The sequence below is a fragment of the Streptomyces sp. NPDC018947 genome, assembly GCF_044390505.1.
Classification (GTDB): domain Bacteria; phylum Actinomycetota; class Actinomycetes; order Streptomycetales; family Streptomycetaceae; genus Streptomyces.
The window spans coordinates 105223-123272 of the sequence record NZ_JBIRZD010000020.1 but is presented as its reverse complement, the minus strand read 5'-3'; the positions used below and the strand labels follow the sequence as shown (position 1 = coordinate 123272).

Sequence of the window (18050 nt, the reverse complement as noted above, 5' to 3'; positions counted from 1 at the left end):
GGGTGGGGGTGGACATCCGCAGGATACCGGGGGTGTTTTCCGGGGGCATGAGTGCGGGCCCTGACAGGGTGGTCAGGGCCCGAATCTCAGCAACTGCTCCCGGGGGAGGACTCGAACCCCCATGATCAGAACCAAAATCTGACGTCTTGCCCTTAGACGACCCGGGATTACCGCTATGTCCGATTTCCTAGATCGGCTGCGGAGGCAGCATCTACTATGCCGTACCACCAGCCTTCGATGCGACGGTACAGGTCCGCTCCGTCGCGTACGTTGATGCGCAGGCAACCCCGGTACTCCTGGTCGGTGTTCTTCCGGTTGGTGCGCGGGTTGTGTCGCTTGAGGGTCGTCTTCAGCAGCTCTGCGGGTGCGATGCCGACGTGATCGGCCCAGAACGCCTCGGCGCGCGCCGCGTCGGCGGTTTCGTGGATGTGTACGGAAAACCTGAGGCGCGCGGGGTCGATGCGCAGCAGCCGCAGCCAGGCCATGAAGAGCGAGATCACGTGTGGGTCGCTGTTGACGAAGGTCACGCGTTCACGGCGGCTGTACGGCTTGCTCTTGGAGCCTTCCGCCCAGTAGAGCGCCACGCCGGCCAGAAACAGTTCGCGGTCGGTCAGCCTGCCCACTTCCTCGAATGCTTGCCGCCTGGTCCGCCGGCGCTCCTCTTCCCGCACTCGCAGCTTCGCTTCCCAGCCCCTCCTTGCGATCGCCGAGGCCTCCTCCCGGGTGCGTGCCCGACGTTCCGGCTTCGGCAGGTCCCGTACCCACAGGGAGGTCGAGCTCTTGCTGCAGCCCAGCTCCACCTGGATCCGGTCGTACGTCCAGCCCTGGAGCCGCAGCTCCCGTGCCCTCTCCCGCAGGTCGTCCTTCGCGTTCGGGCGTTTCGTCCATTCCGGGGGCGGCTCCCCCTCCAGCAGGCGGTTGAGGAGGTCGTTGTTGTCGACGCGCAGCCGGTCGCGGATCCCGCGGCGGCTGAGTCCCTCGCGCCGCAGCGCCACGGCCCGCTCGCGAAGGCCCTCGAAGTCGGCGTACTTGCCCTGTGGATGTGCCATGCGCATACCGTCCGGCCGGAATGGAGGCGTCCGGCATCGGTCGGGGAGAGGTTCACCAGTTCGAGGGATATCGCGTCCTATCGCCTGGGGAAAGTCACCGGAAAAGGGGCCGCCGGCGCCCGTAGGCTGGAGGGCATGACCACGACGGGGGAAGACCACGTACCGGCCCGCGGTGGGCCGTGGTGGTGGGACAGGCGGCGCGGTGCGGTGCTCGATGTGGGCCTCGCCGCCGTGTCCGCGCTGGAGTGCGCGGCGGAGGGGGTTCCGTTCGCCGGGGACGCGGGGATTCCGTGGGCGGCGGGGGCCGTCTTCGGGCTGCTGGCCGGTTCGGTGCTGGTGGTGCGGCGGAAGTGGCCCATCGCGGTGGTGCTGGTGGCGATCGCCGTCACGCCGGCGCAGATGGGGTTCCTGATGGGCGTCGTCGGCCTCTACACGCTGGCGGCGTCCGAGCTGCCGCGGCGGATCATCGGGTCGCTGGCCGGGATGTCGCTGCTGGGCACGCTGATCGTGACGTTCGTGCGCATGCGGCAGGACATGGCGGCCGAGGACCTGGACGTCGGTGACTGGTTCATCCCGTTCGCGTCGATCGCCACGTCCCTGGGCATGACCGCGCCGCCGGTGCTGCTGGGCCTGTACGTGGGGGCGCGGCGGCGGCTGATGGAGAGTCTGCGGGAGCGGGCGGACAGTCTGGAGCGGGAGTTGCAGCTCCTGGCGGAGCGGGCGGAGGAGCGTGCGGAGTGGGCGCGCGGTGAGGAGCGGACGCGGATCGCGCGGGAGATGCACGACGTGGTCGCGCACCGGGTGAGTCTGATGGTGGTGCACGCCGCGGCTCTGCAGGCGGTGGCGCGGAAGGATCCGGAGAAGGCGGTGAAGAACGCCGCTCTGGTGGGGGACATGGGGCGGCAGGCGCTGACCGAGCTGCGGGAGATGCTCGGGGTGCTGCGCAGTGGTGCGGACGGGGGGCGTGCGGAGCGGGCGGCGGTGCCGCTGGCGGCGGTGGGGGTGGCCGCGGCGGCGGCGGCTTCGCGGGCCGCGGGGGACGGTGGGCGTGGCGTGGCCGACGGGCCGTGTCTGTCGGAGCTGGACGAGTTGATCGGGCAGTCGGCTGCGGCGGGGATGGTGGTGGCGTTGTCGGTGGAGGGGGAGGAGCGGTCGTACGCGCCGGAGGTGGAGCAGACGGCGTTCCGTGTGGTGCAGGAGGCGTTGACGAACGTGCACAAGCACGCGGCGGGCGCGAAGACGTATGTGCGGCTGGCGCACCGGGCGTCGGAGATCGCGATGCAGGTGGAGAACGAGCCGCCGCCGGAGGTGTCGTCGGCGTCGTCGGCGCGGTTGCCGTCGGGTGGCAACGGGCTGGTGGGGATGAAGGAGCGGGTGTCCGCTCTGGGGGGTGTGTTCGTGTCGGGGCCGACGGACGCGGGGGGTTTCCGGGTGTCCGCGGTGATTCCGGCGGCGTAGGTGTCCGGGTGTGCCTGCCGGGTGGCGGTCAGCCGGCGGTGAGGCGGGTGGGCTGGGTGCCGGTGACGAGGGCGGCGAGGGCCTGGTCGATGCCGGGGCCGAGGTACCAGTCGCCGGTGTGGTCGAGGGCGTAGACGCGGCCTTCGGTGTCGATGGCGATGAGGGACTGGGTGCCGGTCTCGGTGCCGAGGGGGCAGGTCTGGGTGCCGAGTGCGCGGCCGAGGTCGCCGAGGGTACGGGCCATGTGGAGGCCGTGCAGGGGGTCGAGGTGGAGGGCGGCGGGGGCGATCTGCCGGCCGGGGCCGGTGGGGGTGATGTGGAGGCCGCCGAATTCGGCCCAGGCTTCGACGGCGGCGGGGAAGACGGTGTGGCGGTGTCCTGCGGGGGAGGTGTGTTCGCGCAGGGTGTCGGCCCAGATCTCGGCCTGTTTGATGTCCCAGCGTCCGGGCTGCCAGCCGGCGTCGCGCAGGGCGGTGTCGACGGGGGCGGGGAAGCGGGTGGTGGAGGTGCGGTCGGCGTGCATCTGCCCTTGGTTCGTGTCGGTGGTGGTGTTCGGCGTGGGGGGTCGGTCAGTCGCCGGTGGTGGGGTCGACGATGCGGACGCCGAAGTGGGCGCTGAGGGCGGTGCAGGCGCGGCAGGGCGGGGCGTAGCTGCCGTGGAGGGGGTCGCCGTCCTCGCGGATGCGGCGGGTGGTGAGTTTGGCGTGCTTGAGTGCTTTGCGGGCCTCGCCGTTGGTCATGGGTTTGCGTGAGGCGCGTTTGCTGCGGGCGGCGTCGGCGGTGGCGAGGTGCCGGGAGATGAGGATCGTCTCGGCGCAGCGGCCGGTGAAGCGGTCGCGCTGGCCGCTGGTGAGGGCGTCGAGGAAGTCCTGGACGAGGTGGTGCAGTGCGGGGGGTGTGTCGGCGCGGGTGGCGGTGCCGGTGAGGGTGGTGCCGCGTACGGACAGGGCGGCGGCGACGGCGGGCAGTATGCCGTCGCGGCGGTGGCGCAGGGTGGGGGCGAGGGGGGTTTCGGTGGCGCTCCAGCCGATGCGGGGGTCGCCGGTACGGGGGTCGCCGGGTCGGCCGGTGTGTGGTCCCGTCTGTGTCGCACTCATGATCGTCTTCCCCTCCTGAGCATCCCCCCGAAGGACACAGGGTGCCAAATCGCGTGGCGGGTGCGGAAGCTGGGGCGTTGCGACACGCCCGTGCGGGGGCGGTCCGTCACGAGGGGGTGACGGCTGGTCACGGACGGGCCGGGGGTGGCGGGCGGTGCGGTGTCCGGGGCCGGTGACCGGTGTCGGTGTACCGCTTAGGCTGTCGGGCACCGCCTTTCCGCGCGGTGATCCAGACAGTGCAGACAGACAGACGCCGCAGGGGGCTACCGCCATGACGACAGGTCGGCTCGGGCAGATCGCGCCGCCGAACGCGGCCTACGCCGGGCAGGTCGTGCATTTCCCGGATCCGGTGAGGGCGGCCCGTCACCCGAGAGGGGTACGGGTGGACGAGGGCGGTTACCCCGTTTTCTCGCCGTACGCCCGTGCGGCCGCGGAGATCGCGGAGCCGCCGGTGGGTTTCGGGGTCGACGAGTTGCGGCTGACGGACTACGTGTCGGCGAACGCGGCGTTGTCGGCGTCGGGGCACGAGCTGTGGGACACGGTGCCGGCGGTGGCGACGCCGCACGGCTGGACGTGGCATCACGTGGCGGGGACGCGGCGGATGGAGCTGGTGCCGGTCGAGGTGAAGGCGCTGCTGAGGCATCACGGTGGTATCGCGACGACGGCGGTGGATCAGGGCAAGCGGGGCACGCGGCCGTTGCAGGAGACGCGGCCGGCGCACTTCGGGCTGCCGAAGTCGGGGGTGGCGGTGACGGAGCAGCAGGTGCAGGGGGTCGAGGAGGACCTCGGGTACCGGCTGCCGGGCGCGTACCGGTCGTTTCTGAAGGCGGCGGGCGGTTGCGCGCCGGTGGGGACGGCGTTGGACGCGGAGCTGGGGCTGTTGGTGGACCAGCCGTTCTTCACGGTGCGTGAGGAGGCGGCGGTCAACGACCTGGTCTATGTGAACAAGTGTCTGCGGGACCATCTGACGAAGGACTTCCTGGGCGTCGCGTTCGTTCAGGGCGGTCTGCTGGCGGTGAAGGTGAAGGGCGAGCGGATCGGTTCGGTGTGGTTCTGCTCGTACGACGACGCGCGGGACGTGGATCCGTCGTTGGCGCCCGCGGAGCGGGTGGAGCGGTTGCTGCTGCCGTGCGGTGAGGACTTCGACGCGTTCCTGTCGCGGCTGGCGGGCTCTCCGCCGGAGTTGGAGACGGTGGCGAACCTGATGGTGGACGGCGGTTTCGCGCGTGCGGTGCCGGTGACGGCGGACTCGTCGGCGGCTTCGGCCGCTTCGGCGTCCTCGGTGGGGGAGTGAGCTGGCGATGGTGACGTTCGCGCAGGCGCAGGAGCGCGCGGAAGAGTGGATCAACGGTGATGTGCCGGCGTACCAGCACCGTGAGGTGCGGGTGCGGGAGTTCGGGCTCGGGTTCGTGGTGTGGGCGGAGGACCGTGCGGACGGGCCGCGTTCGGACGGGGGCGCGCAGCGGCTGGTGATCGCGCGGGACAGCGGTGAGGCGACGCTGTGGCCGGCGCTGGCGGTGGGTGAGGTGATCCGCCGGTACGAGGAGGAGTACGGCCGTCTCGAGGCGGTGGAGGAGCCGGCGCCGGCGCCTGCGGCGCGGGTGGACCTGAACCAGACGTCGTTCCTGTTGAGTCCGCCGGAGTGGTTGCAGGAGGCGGCGGACAAGCTGGGCATCCCGGACCGGCGCGGTGAGCGTGACGGCGGTGGTGACGCGGGCGGGACGCGGGGAGGTGCCGGGGAGGAGCCGGCCCGGACGGGGGCCGGGGTGCCGGCGGCGGCCGCCGCGGATTCCGGCGGGGGTGCCGGGGACGCTCCGGGGACATCCGGTGCTTCCGCGGCCGCTGCTTCCGTCGGGGCTTCCGGGCCCGCCGGGTCGTCGGTGCCTGCGGCGCCGGACGTTTCCGACGGGCCGTCGGCTCCCGCCGCCGGTGCCCCCGCGCAGGGCGGTGGTGCCGCGTGGCCCGCTGCCGGGGCGGGTGCCGGTGACGCCTCCGCGCCGGGCGCGGGTGCCCTCGGGGCGCAGGGCGCGCCCGCCGGGGCGACCCCGTGGGCGGGGACGGACACCAACGCCGACACCGGTGAGGACCGTTCCGTGCCGTTGCCGGAGACGGTGTTCGCGCCGCCGCTGGGCGAGGTCGGCGACACGCCGCCGCCGTCGGTGACGCCGGACGCCAAGACCGCGCTGATGTCGGGCGGCAGCGGGCTTCCGCCGACGGCGCTCGCGCCGGCGATCGACGCCCCGGAGGCGACGCCGCCCATGCCGCCCGCGGCTCCCGTGCCGCCGGGTGCCGCGCCGGGCGCGCCCGGGGGGAACGCGCCGCGTCCGTCCGAGGGTCCGGCCACGCCGGCCCGGCCGCTCGCGCCGCACGCGGGCGACATCGCCGACGCCGCGACCAGCAAGGCAGCGCCGCCGAAGCGCGGTGGCGGGGCGACCCCGCCGCCTCCGCCGGCCCCTCCGGGCGTGCCGGGCGCGCGGCCGGGCGGTACGCCGCCGCCCGCCGCGCCGCCGGCTCCGGCGCAGGGTGCCTACGTACCGACGCAGATGGTGTCGTCCCTCGGCCCCGAGGGTCCCGGGGTGGCGGACGGTCCCGCCGGTCCCGCCGGTCCGGGTGTGCCGCCCGCGCCGAACGCCCCCGGCGGGACGCCCCCGGGCGGGGTGCACCATGCCGCGACGATGCTGGCCGACCCGGGCCGGCCGGGCGGTGCCGGGGCGCCGCAGCCTCCCGGCCCGCCGGGCGCTCCGGGTGCGCCCGGTACGCCGCCTCCCGCTCCGCCCGTGCCCGGGGGGCCCGGTACGCCGCCGCCTCCCGCCCCTGCCGGCCCGCAGGGCTCCGCCGGGGGGCCGCGCGGTGCCGTGCACCACGCGCAGACGGTGCTGGCCGCGCCCTCGGTGGGCGGCCCCGGTGTGCCTCCGCCGCCCGCCCCTCCGGGGGTGCCCGGCCCGCCGCAGCCGCCGGGCGCTCCGGGTGCTCCGGGTGCCGCGGCGCCCGGGTTTCCGCAGCCGCCGGCCGGTCTGCCGACGGTCGGCCCGGGGTACCAGGCCGTGCTGCGCTACCGCGCGCAGGACGGTTCCGAGCAGCAGCTCATCCGGCGTTCCGCGCCGGGTACGCCGCACCCGGAGTGGCAGATCTTCCACGAGCTGCGCGCCATGAACGTGCCGCCGGACCAGGTGCTGGAGCTGCACACCGAGCTGGAGTCGTGCGAGCTGCCGGGCGCGTACTGCGCGCGGATGATCCGGGAGCAGTGGCCGCAGGCGCGGATCACGTCCATCGCGCCGTACGGCACGGACCATGCGAGCCGGCAGCAGGGCATGCGGCAACTGCTGGCGCATCAGGGCGAGTTGCACCAGGTGGCCGACGGTCCGGCGCGTCCGGCGCCGGTGCGGGCGCCGCTGCCGCAGGTGCAGCCGGCGCCGCCGGTCCCGCCGGAGGCCGTCGCGCAGGAGCTGGCGGCGGCGTTCGGGCCGGGCGTGTTCCGGTTCGAGCAGGCCGCGGTGTCCCGGCAGGGCGTGCCGCCGGTCGTGGCGCACACGCTGGTGGCGGCGGGGCTGCCGATGGACATGGGCCCGTTCTTCTGGGCGCAGGCCCAGCCGGGCCGTCCGGTGCCGACGCTGGCCGAGCTGGCCGCCGAGCGGGGGGTGCAGCCGGCCTCGGACGCGGGCTCGTACCTCGTCGTGGGCAGCGACTTCGGGCGGGCGATCTGCGTGCAGTACGGCACGGCCGCGATCGTGGCGGTGCCGGTGGAGGCGGGGCCGGGCGGTGCGCCGGTGCCGCCGCAGTTCGTGAACACGGGGCTGCCGGAGTTCGCGCGCTGCCTGGCGCTGCTGGGCCGGATGTGGCGGCTCAGGTTCGGGCTGAACCAGGAGCAGGCGGGCCGCTGGACGGTGGACTTCCAGGCGCAGCTCGCCTCGATCGACGCGGCGGCGCTCGGTTCGCCGGAGAGCTGGTGGTCGGTGCTGCTGGAGCAGATGTGGGACGGGCTGCTGTGAGGCGCTGACACGCGTCGCGGTCCGACGGGCCGGGCCGGTCGCCCCGGGCGGGGGACCGGCCCGGCCCGTCGGCGTTCCCGGCGCGAAGGGGCCGCCGGGTGCCGTCGGTGTGCGCGGAGTGTCGCGTTATGCGGCTTAACGTCCGATCCGTAAAGATGTCCGGACATCGCGGAGGTCTGGATCGGGCGAAACAGGGGTTCCGGCATGAGCAGCGCATCGGTGTCGTGGCACGGCTTCGTGACCGTACGGGGGCGCGGTTACCGTCCCGGCCAGGTCGACGCGTGTGCCGAGGCCCTGTCGCGGGAGCGTGACGCCGCCTGGGAGCGCGTCGCGCGGCTCACCGTGCTGGCCCGCGACATGGAGGCCGCACTGGCCGCGCTGCGCGAGACGGCGGCGGGGCTCGCCCCGCAGACGTACGAGACGCTCGGGGAGCGCGCACGGCTCCTGTTCCGGCTCGGTCAGGAGGAGGCCGACGCCGTGCGGGAGGGGGCACGGCGCGCGGCGCAGGGACTGGTGGACGAGGCGCGGGCGTACGCGGCCGGCGTGCGGGAGTCCGCCCGCGCCCACGCCGACGCCGTACGCGCCGAGGCCGACGAGGAGGCCGGGCGCCGGCTGTCGGCGGCGCGTGCGCGGGCCGACGAGGTGCGGATCACCGCGCGGCGCGAGGTGCGCGCCGGGCGCCGGGAGGCGCTGTCCGTGCTGCGGGAGGCGCGGGCGCGCACCTCCGCGCTCCTCGACGAGCAGGCGGCCGAGCACGCCGCGCGGTGGGCGGACGCCGAGCGGGAGGAGGCCGGCCGGGCGGCCGCCCTCGACGCCCGCCACGAGGAGCTGATCGCGGACGCCGAACGGAAGCTGGCCGGGGCGCGGCGGGCCCTGGCCGACGCCGAGGAGTCGGCCGGGCACCGTCCGGAGGAGGCCCGCGCCCGGGCGGCGGAGATCGTCGCCGGTGCTCGGGCGCGGGCGGAGCGGATCGCGCGGGAGACGGAGCGGGTGCTGCGCGAGCACGGGGAGCGCTGGGACGAGGTGCAGGAGCAGATCACCTCGGTACGCGGCAGGCTGGGCGCGCTGACCGGCCGCGCGGCGGACTGACGCCCCGCGGGCCGGCTCCGGGGAGCGGCTGCGCCCGCCGGCACCCGGGACCGCCGCACGCGGCGCGGCCTCCCGGCCGCACGGGCGGCCCGGGCTCCCGCGTGGCGGGGGGAGGCGACCCGGCGTCGGCCGCCCCCGCGCCGTCCCGGGGCGCTTGCCGGCCGGCCCCCCGCTTCGAGAGTCCTGGTCAGTCCTTCAGCACCGGGAACCTCCGCGGCGCGACCACCAGCAGCACCAGGAACCCCAGCGTCGCCGCCCCGGCCGCCCCCAGGTAGACCGCGTCGACGGCCTCGGCGATGGCGCGGCGCACGGTCTCCCCGGCGGCGCCCGAGTCCAGGTCCCGGGTCACCGAGTCGAGGTCGCCCGCCCCGCCGAGGTGTGCGGCCAGCACCCCGTTGGCGACCGCGCCGAAGACGGCCGCGCCGACCGTCTGCCCGGTCTGGCGGCAGAAGAGGACCGACGCGGTCGCCGTGCCGCGCTCCGACCAGCCGACCGTCGACTGCACGCCGACGATGAGCGGGAGCTGGAACAGGCCGAGCGCGGCACCGAGCACCAGCATCAGCAGCATCGGCTGCCAGGCCCGGCCGGGATGGGGCAGCAGGGGGAAGGCGGACAGCAGCAGGGCGGCGGCGCCCATGCCCAGCAGCGCCGTGTCGCGGAAGCCGATCCTGCGGTACACGTGCTGGCTCAGCGCCGCCGCCAGCGGCCAGGTCAGCGTCCACACCGACATCACGAAACCGGCGGCCACGGGCGCGAGGCCCAGCACCGACTGGGCGTACGTGGGCAGGAACACGGTCGGGGCCACCATCAGCACGCCCAGCGCGCCGAGCCCCAGGTTCACCGCGGCGATCGTGCGGCGCCGCCACACCCAGCCGGGGATGATCGGCTCAGCCGCCCGGCGCTCGATCACCACCACGGCCGCCAGCAGCACCAGCCCCGCCCCGGACAGGACGAGCGACGGCACCGACAGCCACGGCCAGGCCACCCCGCCCTGCACCAGCGCGGTCAGCAGCACCCCGCCGCACGCGAACACGGCCAGCGCGCCCGCCCAGTCGACGCGCGGCCGCCCCCGCGACGCCGTCTCCCGCGGCCGCTCGTGCAGGTGACGGACGATCAGCCACAGGGCGAACGCGCCGATCGGCAGGTTGATCAGGAAGATCCAGCGCCAGTCGGCGTAGGCGGCCAGCACCCCGCCGAGTCCCGGCCCGGCGACCGCCGACACCGCCCACACGGTGGACAGCCGGGCCTGGATCCTCGGGCGCTCCTCGAGGGGGTACAGGTCGGCGGCGAGGGTCTGCACCGTGCCCTGGAGGGCACCGCCGCCCAGCCCCTGCACGATGCGGAACGCGATCAGGGCGGCCATGTTCCAGGCGAGCGCGCACAGCAGCGAGCCGAGGAGGAAGACGGCCGCGCCCGCGACCAGCACCGGTTTGCGGCCGAAGGTGTCGGAGAGCTTGCCGTAGACGGGCAGCGTCACGGTGACGGCCAGCAGATAGCCGGAGAAGAGCCAGGAGAAGAGGGAGAAGCCGCCGAGGTCGCCGACGATCTGCGGCACGGCGGTGGACACGATGGTCGAGTCCAGGGCCGGCAGCGCCATCGACAGCATCAGCGCGGCGACGACGGCACCGCGCCGGTCCGTTCCGCCGCCCGGTACCGCCTCGCGTACCGCGGATCCGGTGCCGCCCACCCCGGGCCTCCCCTCGCCCTCGCCCGGGGCCAGAGTGCGTGCCCCGTGCATCCATCTGCCGGGACCAGCTTGCCACTTGCGCCTGACGCGGCGGGAGGGTGGAGGCTCGGTGCGCCGGGAGGAGGAGACCGACCCCGAGGGAAGCTCCCCCCGGGGGCGGACTGCCCCTAGGGGTACCTCCGTACTACGGCCCGGGGAGGGTTCGTACCGACGGAGGACGAGAAGGGGCCCGGCGCGTCCTTAATCTGGCTTCACGCCGCTGGGGGGCGGCGAACCGGACCCCGGGGGGTGGGGTTTTCCCCCGTAGAAGACGGTGCCGGGCACCAGCGCGCCCGGCCCCCGGCCCGGGCCAGACTCATGGGGTGACGGACGGGGCTCCGGCGCCCCGGCGGCAGCGGCACAGGCACAGCGGACTTCGAGCGGTACGCGTACCGCGGGCACCACCCGGCTCATCTGATGACCGACATAGGAGACTTGACATGACATCGGCCGTAACCATTCCCCGGCACGGGAGCACTGGAGGGCGTACGGCCGTCGCCGCGCGGGCGCGGCAGGTCGTCAAGGCCTACGGCAGCGGTGAGACCCGGGTCGTCGCCCTCGACCACGTGGACGTGGACATCGCCCGCGGCCAGTTCACCGCGATCATGGGGCCCTCGGGATCCGGCAAGTCCACGCTGATGCACTGCCTGGCCGGCCTGGACACCGTCACCGGCGGGCAGATCTACCTCGACGAGACCGAGATCACCGGCCTGAAGGACAAGAAGCTCACGCAGCTCCGCCGGGACCGGATCGGCTTCATCTTCCAGGCGTTCAACCTGCTGCCGACGCTGAACGCGATCGAGAACATCACGCTGCCCATGGACATCGCCGGCCGCAAGCCCGACCGGGCGTGGCTGGACCGGGTCGTGGAGACCGTCGGCCTGGCCGGCCGCCTCAAGCACCGGCCCACCCAGCTCTCCGGCGGGCAGCAGCAGCGCGTCGCCGTGGCCCGTGCCCTGGCCGCCCGGCCCGAGATCATCTTCGGCGACGAGCCCACCGGGAACCTCGACTCGCGCGCCGGCGCCGAGGTGCTGGGCTTCCTGCGCCGGTCGGTGGACGAGCTGGGGCAGACCATCGTCATGGTCACCCACGACCCGGTCGCCGCCAGCTACGCCGACCGCGTGCTCTACCTCGCCGACGGCCGGATCGTCGACGAGATGTACAAGCCGACCGCGGACGCCGTCCTGGACCGCATGAAGGACTTCGACGCCCGGGGGCGTACGTCATGACCGTCGTCAAGACCTCCCTGCGCAACTTCTTCGCGCACAAGGGCCGCATGGCGCTGTCGGCGGTGGCGGTACTGCTGTCGGTGGCGTTCGTGTGCGGCACGCTGGTGTTCACGGACACCATGAACACGACGTTCGACAAGCTGTTCGCCGTCACCTCGTCGGACGTGACGGTCGGGCCGAAGGACGCCAAGGCCGAGGACACCCCGCAGAGCGGTGTGCCCGAGTCGCTTCCCGCGTCCACGCTGGAGCGGGTCCGCTCCGTCGAGGGCGTCGAGTCCGCCGAGGGCGCGATCGCGTCCATGAACGTCACCGTCGTCGACCGGGACAACGACAACGTGGGAGCCACCAGCGGCGCCCCGACGATCGCCGGGAACTGGACGAAGAACGACCTCAGGTCGATGGAGATCACCTCCGGGCACGCCCCGCGCGGCCCGACCGAGGCGATGATCGACTCCGACACCGCCGACAAGCACGACCTGAAGATCGGCGACGAGCTGCGCACCATCGCGCAGACCGGCGACTTCACGGCGCGGATCGTCGGCATCGCCTCCTTCACCGTCACCAACCCGGGCGCGGCCGTCGTCTACTTCGACACCCCGACCGCCCAGCGCGAACTGCTCGGCTCCGAGGGCCGCTTCACCCAGCTCAACCTGACCGCCGCCTCCGGCGTCACCGACGCGCAGCTCAAGCGGAACGTCACCGAGGCCCTGGGCGGCGACTACAAGGTCCAGACCGCCAAGGAGACCGCCGACGAGAACCGCAAGGACGTCGGCGAGTTCATGGACGTCATCAAGTACGCCATGCTCGGCTTCGCCGGGATCGCGTTCCTCGTCGGCATCTTCCTGATCATCAACACCTTCTCGATGCTGGTCGCCCAGCGCACCCGCGAGATCGGCCTGATGCGGGCCATCGGCTCCTCCCGCAAGCAGGTCAACCGCTCGGTGCTGGTCGAGGCCCTGCTGCTCGGCGTCGTCGGCTCGATCCTCGGCGTCGCGGCCGGTGTCGGGATCGCCGTCGGCCTGATGAAGCTGATGTCGGCCGCGGGCATGAACCTGTCCACCGACGACCTGACCGTCAAGGCGACGACGCCCGCGGTCGGCCTGCTCCTCGGCGTCGTGGTCACCGTCCTCGCCGCCTACCTGCCGGCCCGCCGCGCGGGCAAGGTCTCCCCGATGGCCGCCCTGCGCGACGCCGGTACGCCGGCCGACGGCAAGGCGGGCTGGATCCGCGGCCTGACCGGCCTGGTGCTCACCGGCGCCGGCGCCGCCGCCCTGTACGGGGCCGGCTCGGCGGACAAGGCGAGCGACGGCGCGTCGCTGCTGGGCCTGGGCGTCGTCCTGACCCTGATCGGCTTCGTCGTGATCGGCCCGCTGCTGGCCGGCGCGGTCGTGCGGGTGCTCGGCGCGGTCCTCCTGCGGGCCTTCGGCCCGGTGGGCCGCATGGCCGAGCGCAACGCCCTGCGCAACCCGCGCCGCACCGGCGCCACGGGTGCCGCCCTGATGATCGGCCTGGCCCTCGTCGCCTGCCTGTCGGTGGTCGGCTCCTCCATGGTCGCCTCGGCCACCAGCGAGCTGGACAAGACGGTCGGCGCGGACTTCATCGTCGAGGGCAACCAGCGGATCGTGCCGCAGGCCGAGAAGCAGCTGATGGACACGCCCGGCCTGGAGCACGTCACCCGCTACAAGGTCGTCGATGCCACGCTGACCTCGCCCGACGGCGAGAAGGACGACGACGGTCTGACCGCCGCCGACCCGACGTACGCGCAGGACGTGCGCCGCCCGACCATCGCCGGTGACCTGGCGGACGCCTACGGCCCCGGCGCCATGTCGGTCGGCTCCGACTACGCCGAGGAGCACGGGGTGCGCGTCGGCGACACGATCTCGGTCGCCTTCAAGGGCGGCGAGACGGCGAAGCTGAAGGTCGCCGCCATCACCGACGACAGCACGGCCATCGACCAGGGCGCCCGCTACCTCGCCATCGAGACGCTGCGCACCTACCTGCCTGCCGACCGCGTCCCGCCGAACCTGATCATGTTCGCCAAGGCGAAGGACGGCCAGGAGGCCGAGGCGTACGCGGCGATGAAGAAGTCGCTGGACCAGTACCCGCAGTACCAGGTGCGGGACCAGACCGACTACAAGCAGGAGCTCAAGGACGAGGTCGGCCAGCTCCTGAACATGGTCTACGGCCTGCTCGCCCTGGCGATCATCGTCGCGGTGCTCGGTGTGGTGAACACCCTCGCGCTGTCGGTGGTCGAGCGGACCCGCGAGATCGGCCTGATGCGGGCGATCGGCCTCTCCCGCCGCCAGTTGCGCCGGATGATCCGGCTGGAGTCCGTGGTCATCGCCCTCTTCGGCGCCCTGCTGGGCCTCGGGCTCGGCATGGGCTGGGGCACCACGGCCCAGAAGCTGCTCGCCCTGGAGGGACTGAACGTCCTGGACATCCCCTGGCCGACGATCATCGGCGTCTTCGTCGGGTCGGCCTTCGTGGGCCTCTTCGCCGCCCTGATCCCGGCCTTCCGGGCCGGCCGGATGAACGTCCTGAACGCCATCGCCACGGACTGACACCCACGACCACCGCACACGGGGGTTGCGGGGGGAGCCCGGTGCCGGAGTCCCGAGGGACTCCGGCACCGGGCTCACTGCTGCCCGCGCGACGCCACGACCCCCGGCCCACGGAGCCGGGGCGTGGGCGAGGGCCCGAGGCGTGCGGGCCGCACGCCGGGGCACCCGTCGACGGACGGGGCGTCGTCCACAGCCCCCGGCGCCCGCCCGCGCGGCGACGTACGCTGGAGAACCCCCGGCCCGCAGCGCGCGTCGGGCCCGTCGTGTTGTACATCCCCGGACGGAAAGCGCCCCGAATGAGCCTGCACGGTCTGCTCGACGCCGTAGTCAAGGACACCGCCCTCGCGGAAGCGATCACCGCCGCCGCCGACGGCAACCGCATGCACGTCGATCTGATCGGCCCGCCCGCGGCCCGCCCCTTCGCGGTCGCCGCGCTGGCCCGCGAGACGAGCCGCCCCGTCCTCGCGGTGACGGCGACGGGCCGCGAGGCGGAGGACCTGGCCGCGGCCCTGCGCTCCCTGCTGCCGCCCGAGGGCGTCGTCGAGTACCCCTCCTGGGAGACCCTCCCGCACGAGCGGCTCAGCCCGCGCAGCGACACCGTCGGCCGCCGCCTCGCCGTTCTGCGGCGCCTGACCCACCCCCGCCCCGACGACCCGGAGACCGGCCCGGTCTCGGTCGTCGTCGCACCCGTGCGCTCCGTGCTCCAGCCGCAGGTCAAGGGCCTGGGCGACCTGGAGCCCGTCTCCCTGCGCACCGGCCGGAGCGCCGACCTGGAGGAGGTCGTCGAGGCCCTCGCCGCCGCCGCGTACGCCCGCGTCGAGCTGGTGGAGAAGCGCGGCGAGTTCGCCGTGCGCGGCGGAATCCTCGACGTGTTCCCGCCCACCGAGGAACACCCCCTGCGCATCGAGTTCTGGGGCGACGACGTCGAGGAGATCCGCTACTTCAAGGTCGCCGACCAGCGCTCCCTGGAGATCGCCGAGCACGGGCTGTGGGCCCCGCCCTGCCGCGAGCTGCTGCTCACCCCCCAGGTCCGCGAGCGGGCCGCCGCCCTCGCCGAGGAGCACCCGGAGCTGGGCGAACTGCTCAACAAGATCGCCGAGGGCATCGCCGTGGAGGGCATGGAGTCCCTCGCGCCCGTCCTCGTGGACGACATGGAGCTGCTGCTCGACGTCCTGCCCAAGGGCGCCATGGCCGTCGTCTGCGACCCCGAGCGGGTGCGGACCCGCGCCGCCGACCTGGTCGCCACGAGCCAGGAGTTCCTCCAGGCGTCCTGGGCGGCCACCGCGGGAGGCGGCGAGGCGCCCATCGACGTCGACGCGGCCTCCCTGTGGTCCCTCGCGGACGTACGGGCCCGGGCCCGCGAGCTGGACATGATGTGGTGGTCGGTGTCGCCCTTCGCCGCCGACGAGGCGCTGACGCCGGACGACGACTCGGACACCCTCAAGCTCGGCATGCGCGCCCCCGAGACCTACCGCGGCGACACCGCGAGGGCCCTCGCCGACACCAAGGGCTGGCTCTCCGACGGCTGGCGCGCCGTCTACGTCACCGAGGGCCACGGCCCGGCCTCCCGCACCGTCGAGGTGCTGGGCGGCGAGGGCATCGCGGCCCGCCTGGACAACGACCTGGGCGAACTGTCCCCGTCCGTCGTCCACGTCTCCTGCGGCTCCATCGACCACGGCTTCGTCGACCCGGCGCTCAGGCTCGCCGTCCTCACCGAGACCGACCTGACCGGCCAGAAGGCCGCCGGCCGCGAGGGCGCCCGGATGCCCGCCCGGCGCCGCAAGACCATCGACCCGCTCACCCTGGAGACGGGCGACTACATCGTCCACGAGCAGCACGGCGTGGGCCGCTACATCGAGATGGTGCAGCGCACCGTGCAGGGCGCCACCCGCGAGTACCTGGTGGTGGAGTACGCCCCGGCCAAGCGCGGCCAGCCCGGCGACCGGCTCTACATCCCCACCGACCAGCTCGAGCAGATCACCAAGTACGTCGGCGGCGAGGCGCCCACCCTGCACCGGCTGGGCGGCGCCGACTGGACCAAGACCAAGGCGCGCGCCAAGAAGGCCGTCAAGGAGATCGCCGCCGACCTGATCAAGCTCTACAGCGCGCGGATGGCGGCGCCCGGCCACGCCTTCGGCGCCGACACCCCCTGGCAGCGCGAGCTGGAGGACGCGTTCCCCTACGCGGAGACGCCCGACCAGCTCACCACCATCGCCGAGGTCAAGGAGGACATGGAGAAGACGGTCCCCATGGACCGCCTGATCTGCGGCGACGTCGGCTACGGCAAGACGGAGATCGCGGTCCGCGCCGCCTTCAAGGCCGTGCAGGACGGCAAGCAGGTCGCCGTGCTCGTCCCGACGACCCTGCTGGTGCAGCAGCACTTCGGCACGTTCAGCGAGCGGTACACGCAGTTCCCGGTGAACGTGAGGGCGCTGTCCCGCTTCCAGAGCGACGCCGAGGCCAAGGCCGTCCTGGAGGGCCTGCGCGAGGGCTCGGTGGACGTCGTCATCGGCACCCACCGGCTCTTCTCCTCCGAGACCAAGTTCAAGGACCTGGGCCTGGTCATCGTGGACGAGGAGCAGCGCTTCGGTGTCGAGCACAAGGAGCAGCTCAAGAAGCTCCGCGCCAACGTCGACGTGCTGACGATGTCCGCGACCCCGATCCCGCGCACCCTGGAGATGGCGGTCACCGGCATCCGCGAGATGTCGACGATCACCACCCCGCCGGAGGAGCGGCACCCGGTGCTCACCTTCGTCGGCCCCTACGAGCAGAAGCAGATCGGCGCCGCCATCCGCCGCGAGCTGCTGCGCGAGGGCCAGGTCTTCTACATCCACAACCGCGTCGAGTCCATCGACCGGGCCGCCGCCCGGCTGCGGGAGATCGTCCCCGAGGCGCGGATCGCCACCGCCCACGGCCAGATGTCGGAACAGGCCCTGGAACAGGTCGTGGTCGACTTCTGGGAGAAGCGGTTCGACGTGCTGGTCTCCACGACCATCGTGGAGTCCGGCATCGACATCTCCAACGCCAACACCCTGATCGTGGAGCGCGGCGACAACTTCGGCCTCAGCCAGCTCCACCAGCTCCGCGGCCGGGTCGGCCGGGGCCGCGAGCGCGGCTACGCCTACTTCCTCTACCCGCCGGAGAAGCCGCTGACCGAGACCGCGCACGAGCGGCTCGCCACCATCGCCCAGCACACCGAGATGGGCGCGGGCATGTACGTGGCGATGAAGGACCTGGAGATCCGCGGCGCGGGCAATCTGCTCGGCGGCGAGCAGTCCGGCCACATCGCCGGCGTCGGCTTCGACCTGTACGTGCGGATGGTCGGCGAGGCCGTCGCGGACTACCGGGCCTCCCTGGAGGGCGGGGTCGAGGAGGAGCCGCCGCTCGAGGTCAAGATCGAGCTGCCCGTCGACGCGCACGTCCCGCACGACTACGCCCCCGGCGAGCGGCTGCGCCTCCAGGCGTACCGCTCCATCGCCTCCGCGAACAGCGAGGAGGACATCAAGGCCGTACGGGAGGAACTGGTCGACCGCTACGGCAAGTTGCCGGAGCCGGTGGAGAACCTGCTGCTGGTGGCGGGCCTGCGGATGCTGGCGCGGGCCTGCGGGGTCGGCGAGATCGTGCTCCAGGGCAACAACATCCGCTTCGCACCGGTGGAGTTGCGTGAGTCGCAGGAGCTTCGCCTCAAGCGGCTGTACCCGGGCACGGTCGTCAAGACGCCCGCCCACCAGGTGCTGGTGCCGCGCCCGAAGACCGCGAAGGTGGGCGGCAAGCCGCTCGTCGGGCGGGAACTGCTGGCGTGGGTGGGGGAGTTCCTGACCTCGATCCTGGGCTCGTAGCCTCTCCCCGGCG

The 18050-nt window shown here is 73.7% G+C and carries 11 protein-coding genes and 1 tRNA gene; 7 read left to right on the top strand and 5 right to left on the bottom strand.

The window, feature by feature from the left end; all coding sequences use genetic code 11:
- Positions 1 to 96: 96 nt before the first annotated feature.
- Both ACH499_RS30965 and ACH499_RS30960 read right to left on the bottom strand, forming a co-directional pair.
- Positions 97 to 167 (bottom strand) — tRNA-Gln (locus ACH499_RS30965).
- Between the two features lie 6 nt (positions 168 to 173).
- Positions 174 to 1049, bottom strand: a complete 876-nt coding sequence (locus ACH499_RS30960) for a hypothetical protein (protein ID WP_399020013.1) — start codon at positions 1047 to 1049, stop codon at positions 174 to 176.
- Positions 1050 to 1184: 135 nt separating this feature from the next.
- Here ACH499_RS30960 and ACH499_RS30955 point away from each other — a divergent pair, with 135 nt between their 5' ends.
- On the top strand, positions 1185 to 2507 hold the full coding sequence (locus tag ACH499_RS30955; protein ID WP_399020011.1) for a sensor histidine kinase: 1323 nt from the start codon (positions 1185 to 1187) through the stop codon (positions 2505 to 2507).
- 28 nt (positions 2508 to 2535) lie between these two features.
- Here ACH499_RS30955 and ACH499_RS30950 read toward each other — a convergent pair whose 3' ends face one another.
- A complete protein-coding gene (locus tag ACH499_RS30950) occupies positions 2536 to 3030 on the bottom strand; it encodes an SUKH-3 domain-containing protein (RefSeq protein ID WP_356198585.1) in 495 nt (164 codons plus the stop codon).
- Between the two features lie 46 nt (positions 3031 to 3076).
- The gene (locus tag ACH499_RS30945; RefSeq protein WP_399020009.1) at positions 3077 to 3604 is read right to left on the bottom strand and encodes a YwqJ-related putative deaminase; all 528 of its coding nucleotides are present in this window, start codon (positions 3602 to 3604) and stop codon (positions 3077 to 3079) included.
- 271 nt (positions 3605 to 3875) lie between these two features.
- Between ACH499_RS30945 and ACH499_RS30940 the strand changes: the two genes are divergently transcribed.
- The 3 genes from ACH499_RS30940 to ACH499_RS30930 all read left to right on the top strand — a co-directional run bounded on the left by ACH499_RS30940 (position 3876) and on the right by ACH499_RS30930 (position 8682).
- Entirely contained in the window at positions 3876 to 4898 is a 1023-nt protein-coding gene (locus ACH499_RS30940) for an SMI1/KNR4 family protein (RefSeq protein WP_399020037.1), read from the top strand.
- Positions 4899 to 4905: 7 nt separating this feature from the next.
- Complete coding sequence (locus ACH499_RS30935; protein WP_399020007.1) at positions 4906 to 7593, top strand: SUKH-4 family immunity protein; 2688 nt, start codon at positions 4906 to 4908, stop codon at positions 7591 to 7593.
- Between the two features lie 204 nt (positions 7594 to 7797).
- Positions 7798 to 8682 (top strand): cellulose-binding protein, encoded by an 885-nt coding sequence (locus tag ACH499_RS30930; RefSeq protein WP_399020005.1) that lies wholly within the window; start codon positions 7798 to 7800, stop codon positions 8680 to 8682.
- Positions 8683 to 8869: 187 nt separating this feature from the next.
- On the opposite strand, the gene ACH499_RS30925 is transcribed toward ACH499_RS30930, so the two are convergent.
- Positions 8870 to 10369 (bottom strand): MFS transporter, encoded by a 1500-nt coding sequence (locus ACH499_RS30925; protein ID WP_399020003.1) that lies wholly within the window; start codon positions 10367 to 10369, stop codon positions 8870 to 8872.
- Between the two features lie 479 nt (positions 10370 to 10848).
- Here ACH499_RS30925 and ACH499_RS30920 point away from each other — a divergent pair, with 479 nt between their 5' ends.
- The 3 genes from ACH499_RS30920 to mfd all read left to right on the top strand — a co-directional run bounded on the left by ACH499_RS30920 (position 10849) and on the right by mfd (position 18037).
- Positions 10849 to 11637, top strand: a complete 789-nt coding sequence (locus ACH499_RS30920) for an ABC transporter ATP-binding protein (protein ID WP_392834553.1) — start codon at positions 10849 to 10851, stop codon at positions 11635 to 11637.
- Positions 11634 to 14198, top strand: a complete 2565-nt coding sequence (locus ACH499_RS30915) for an ABC transporter permease (RefSeq protein ID WP_399020000.1) — start codon at positions 11634 to 11636, stop codon at positions 14196 to 14198. The genes ACH499_RS30920 and ACH499_RS30915 overlap by 4 nt, the downstream gene beginning before the upstream one ends.
- Positions 14199 to 14494: 296 nt before the next feature.
- Positions 14495 to 18037, top strand: a complete 3543-nt coding sequence (mfd, locus tag ACH499_RS30910) for a transcription-repair coupling factor (protein ID WP_399019998.1) — start codon at positions 14495 to 14497, stop codon at positions 18035 to 18037.
- The last annotated feature ends 13 nt before the right edge of the window (positions 18038 to 18050 follow it).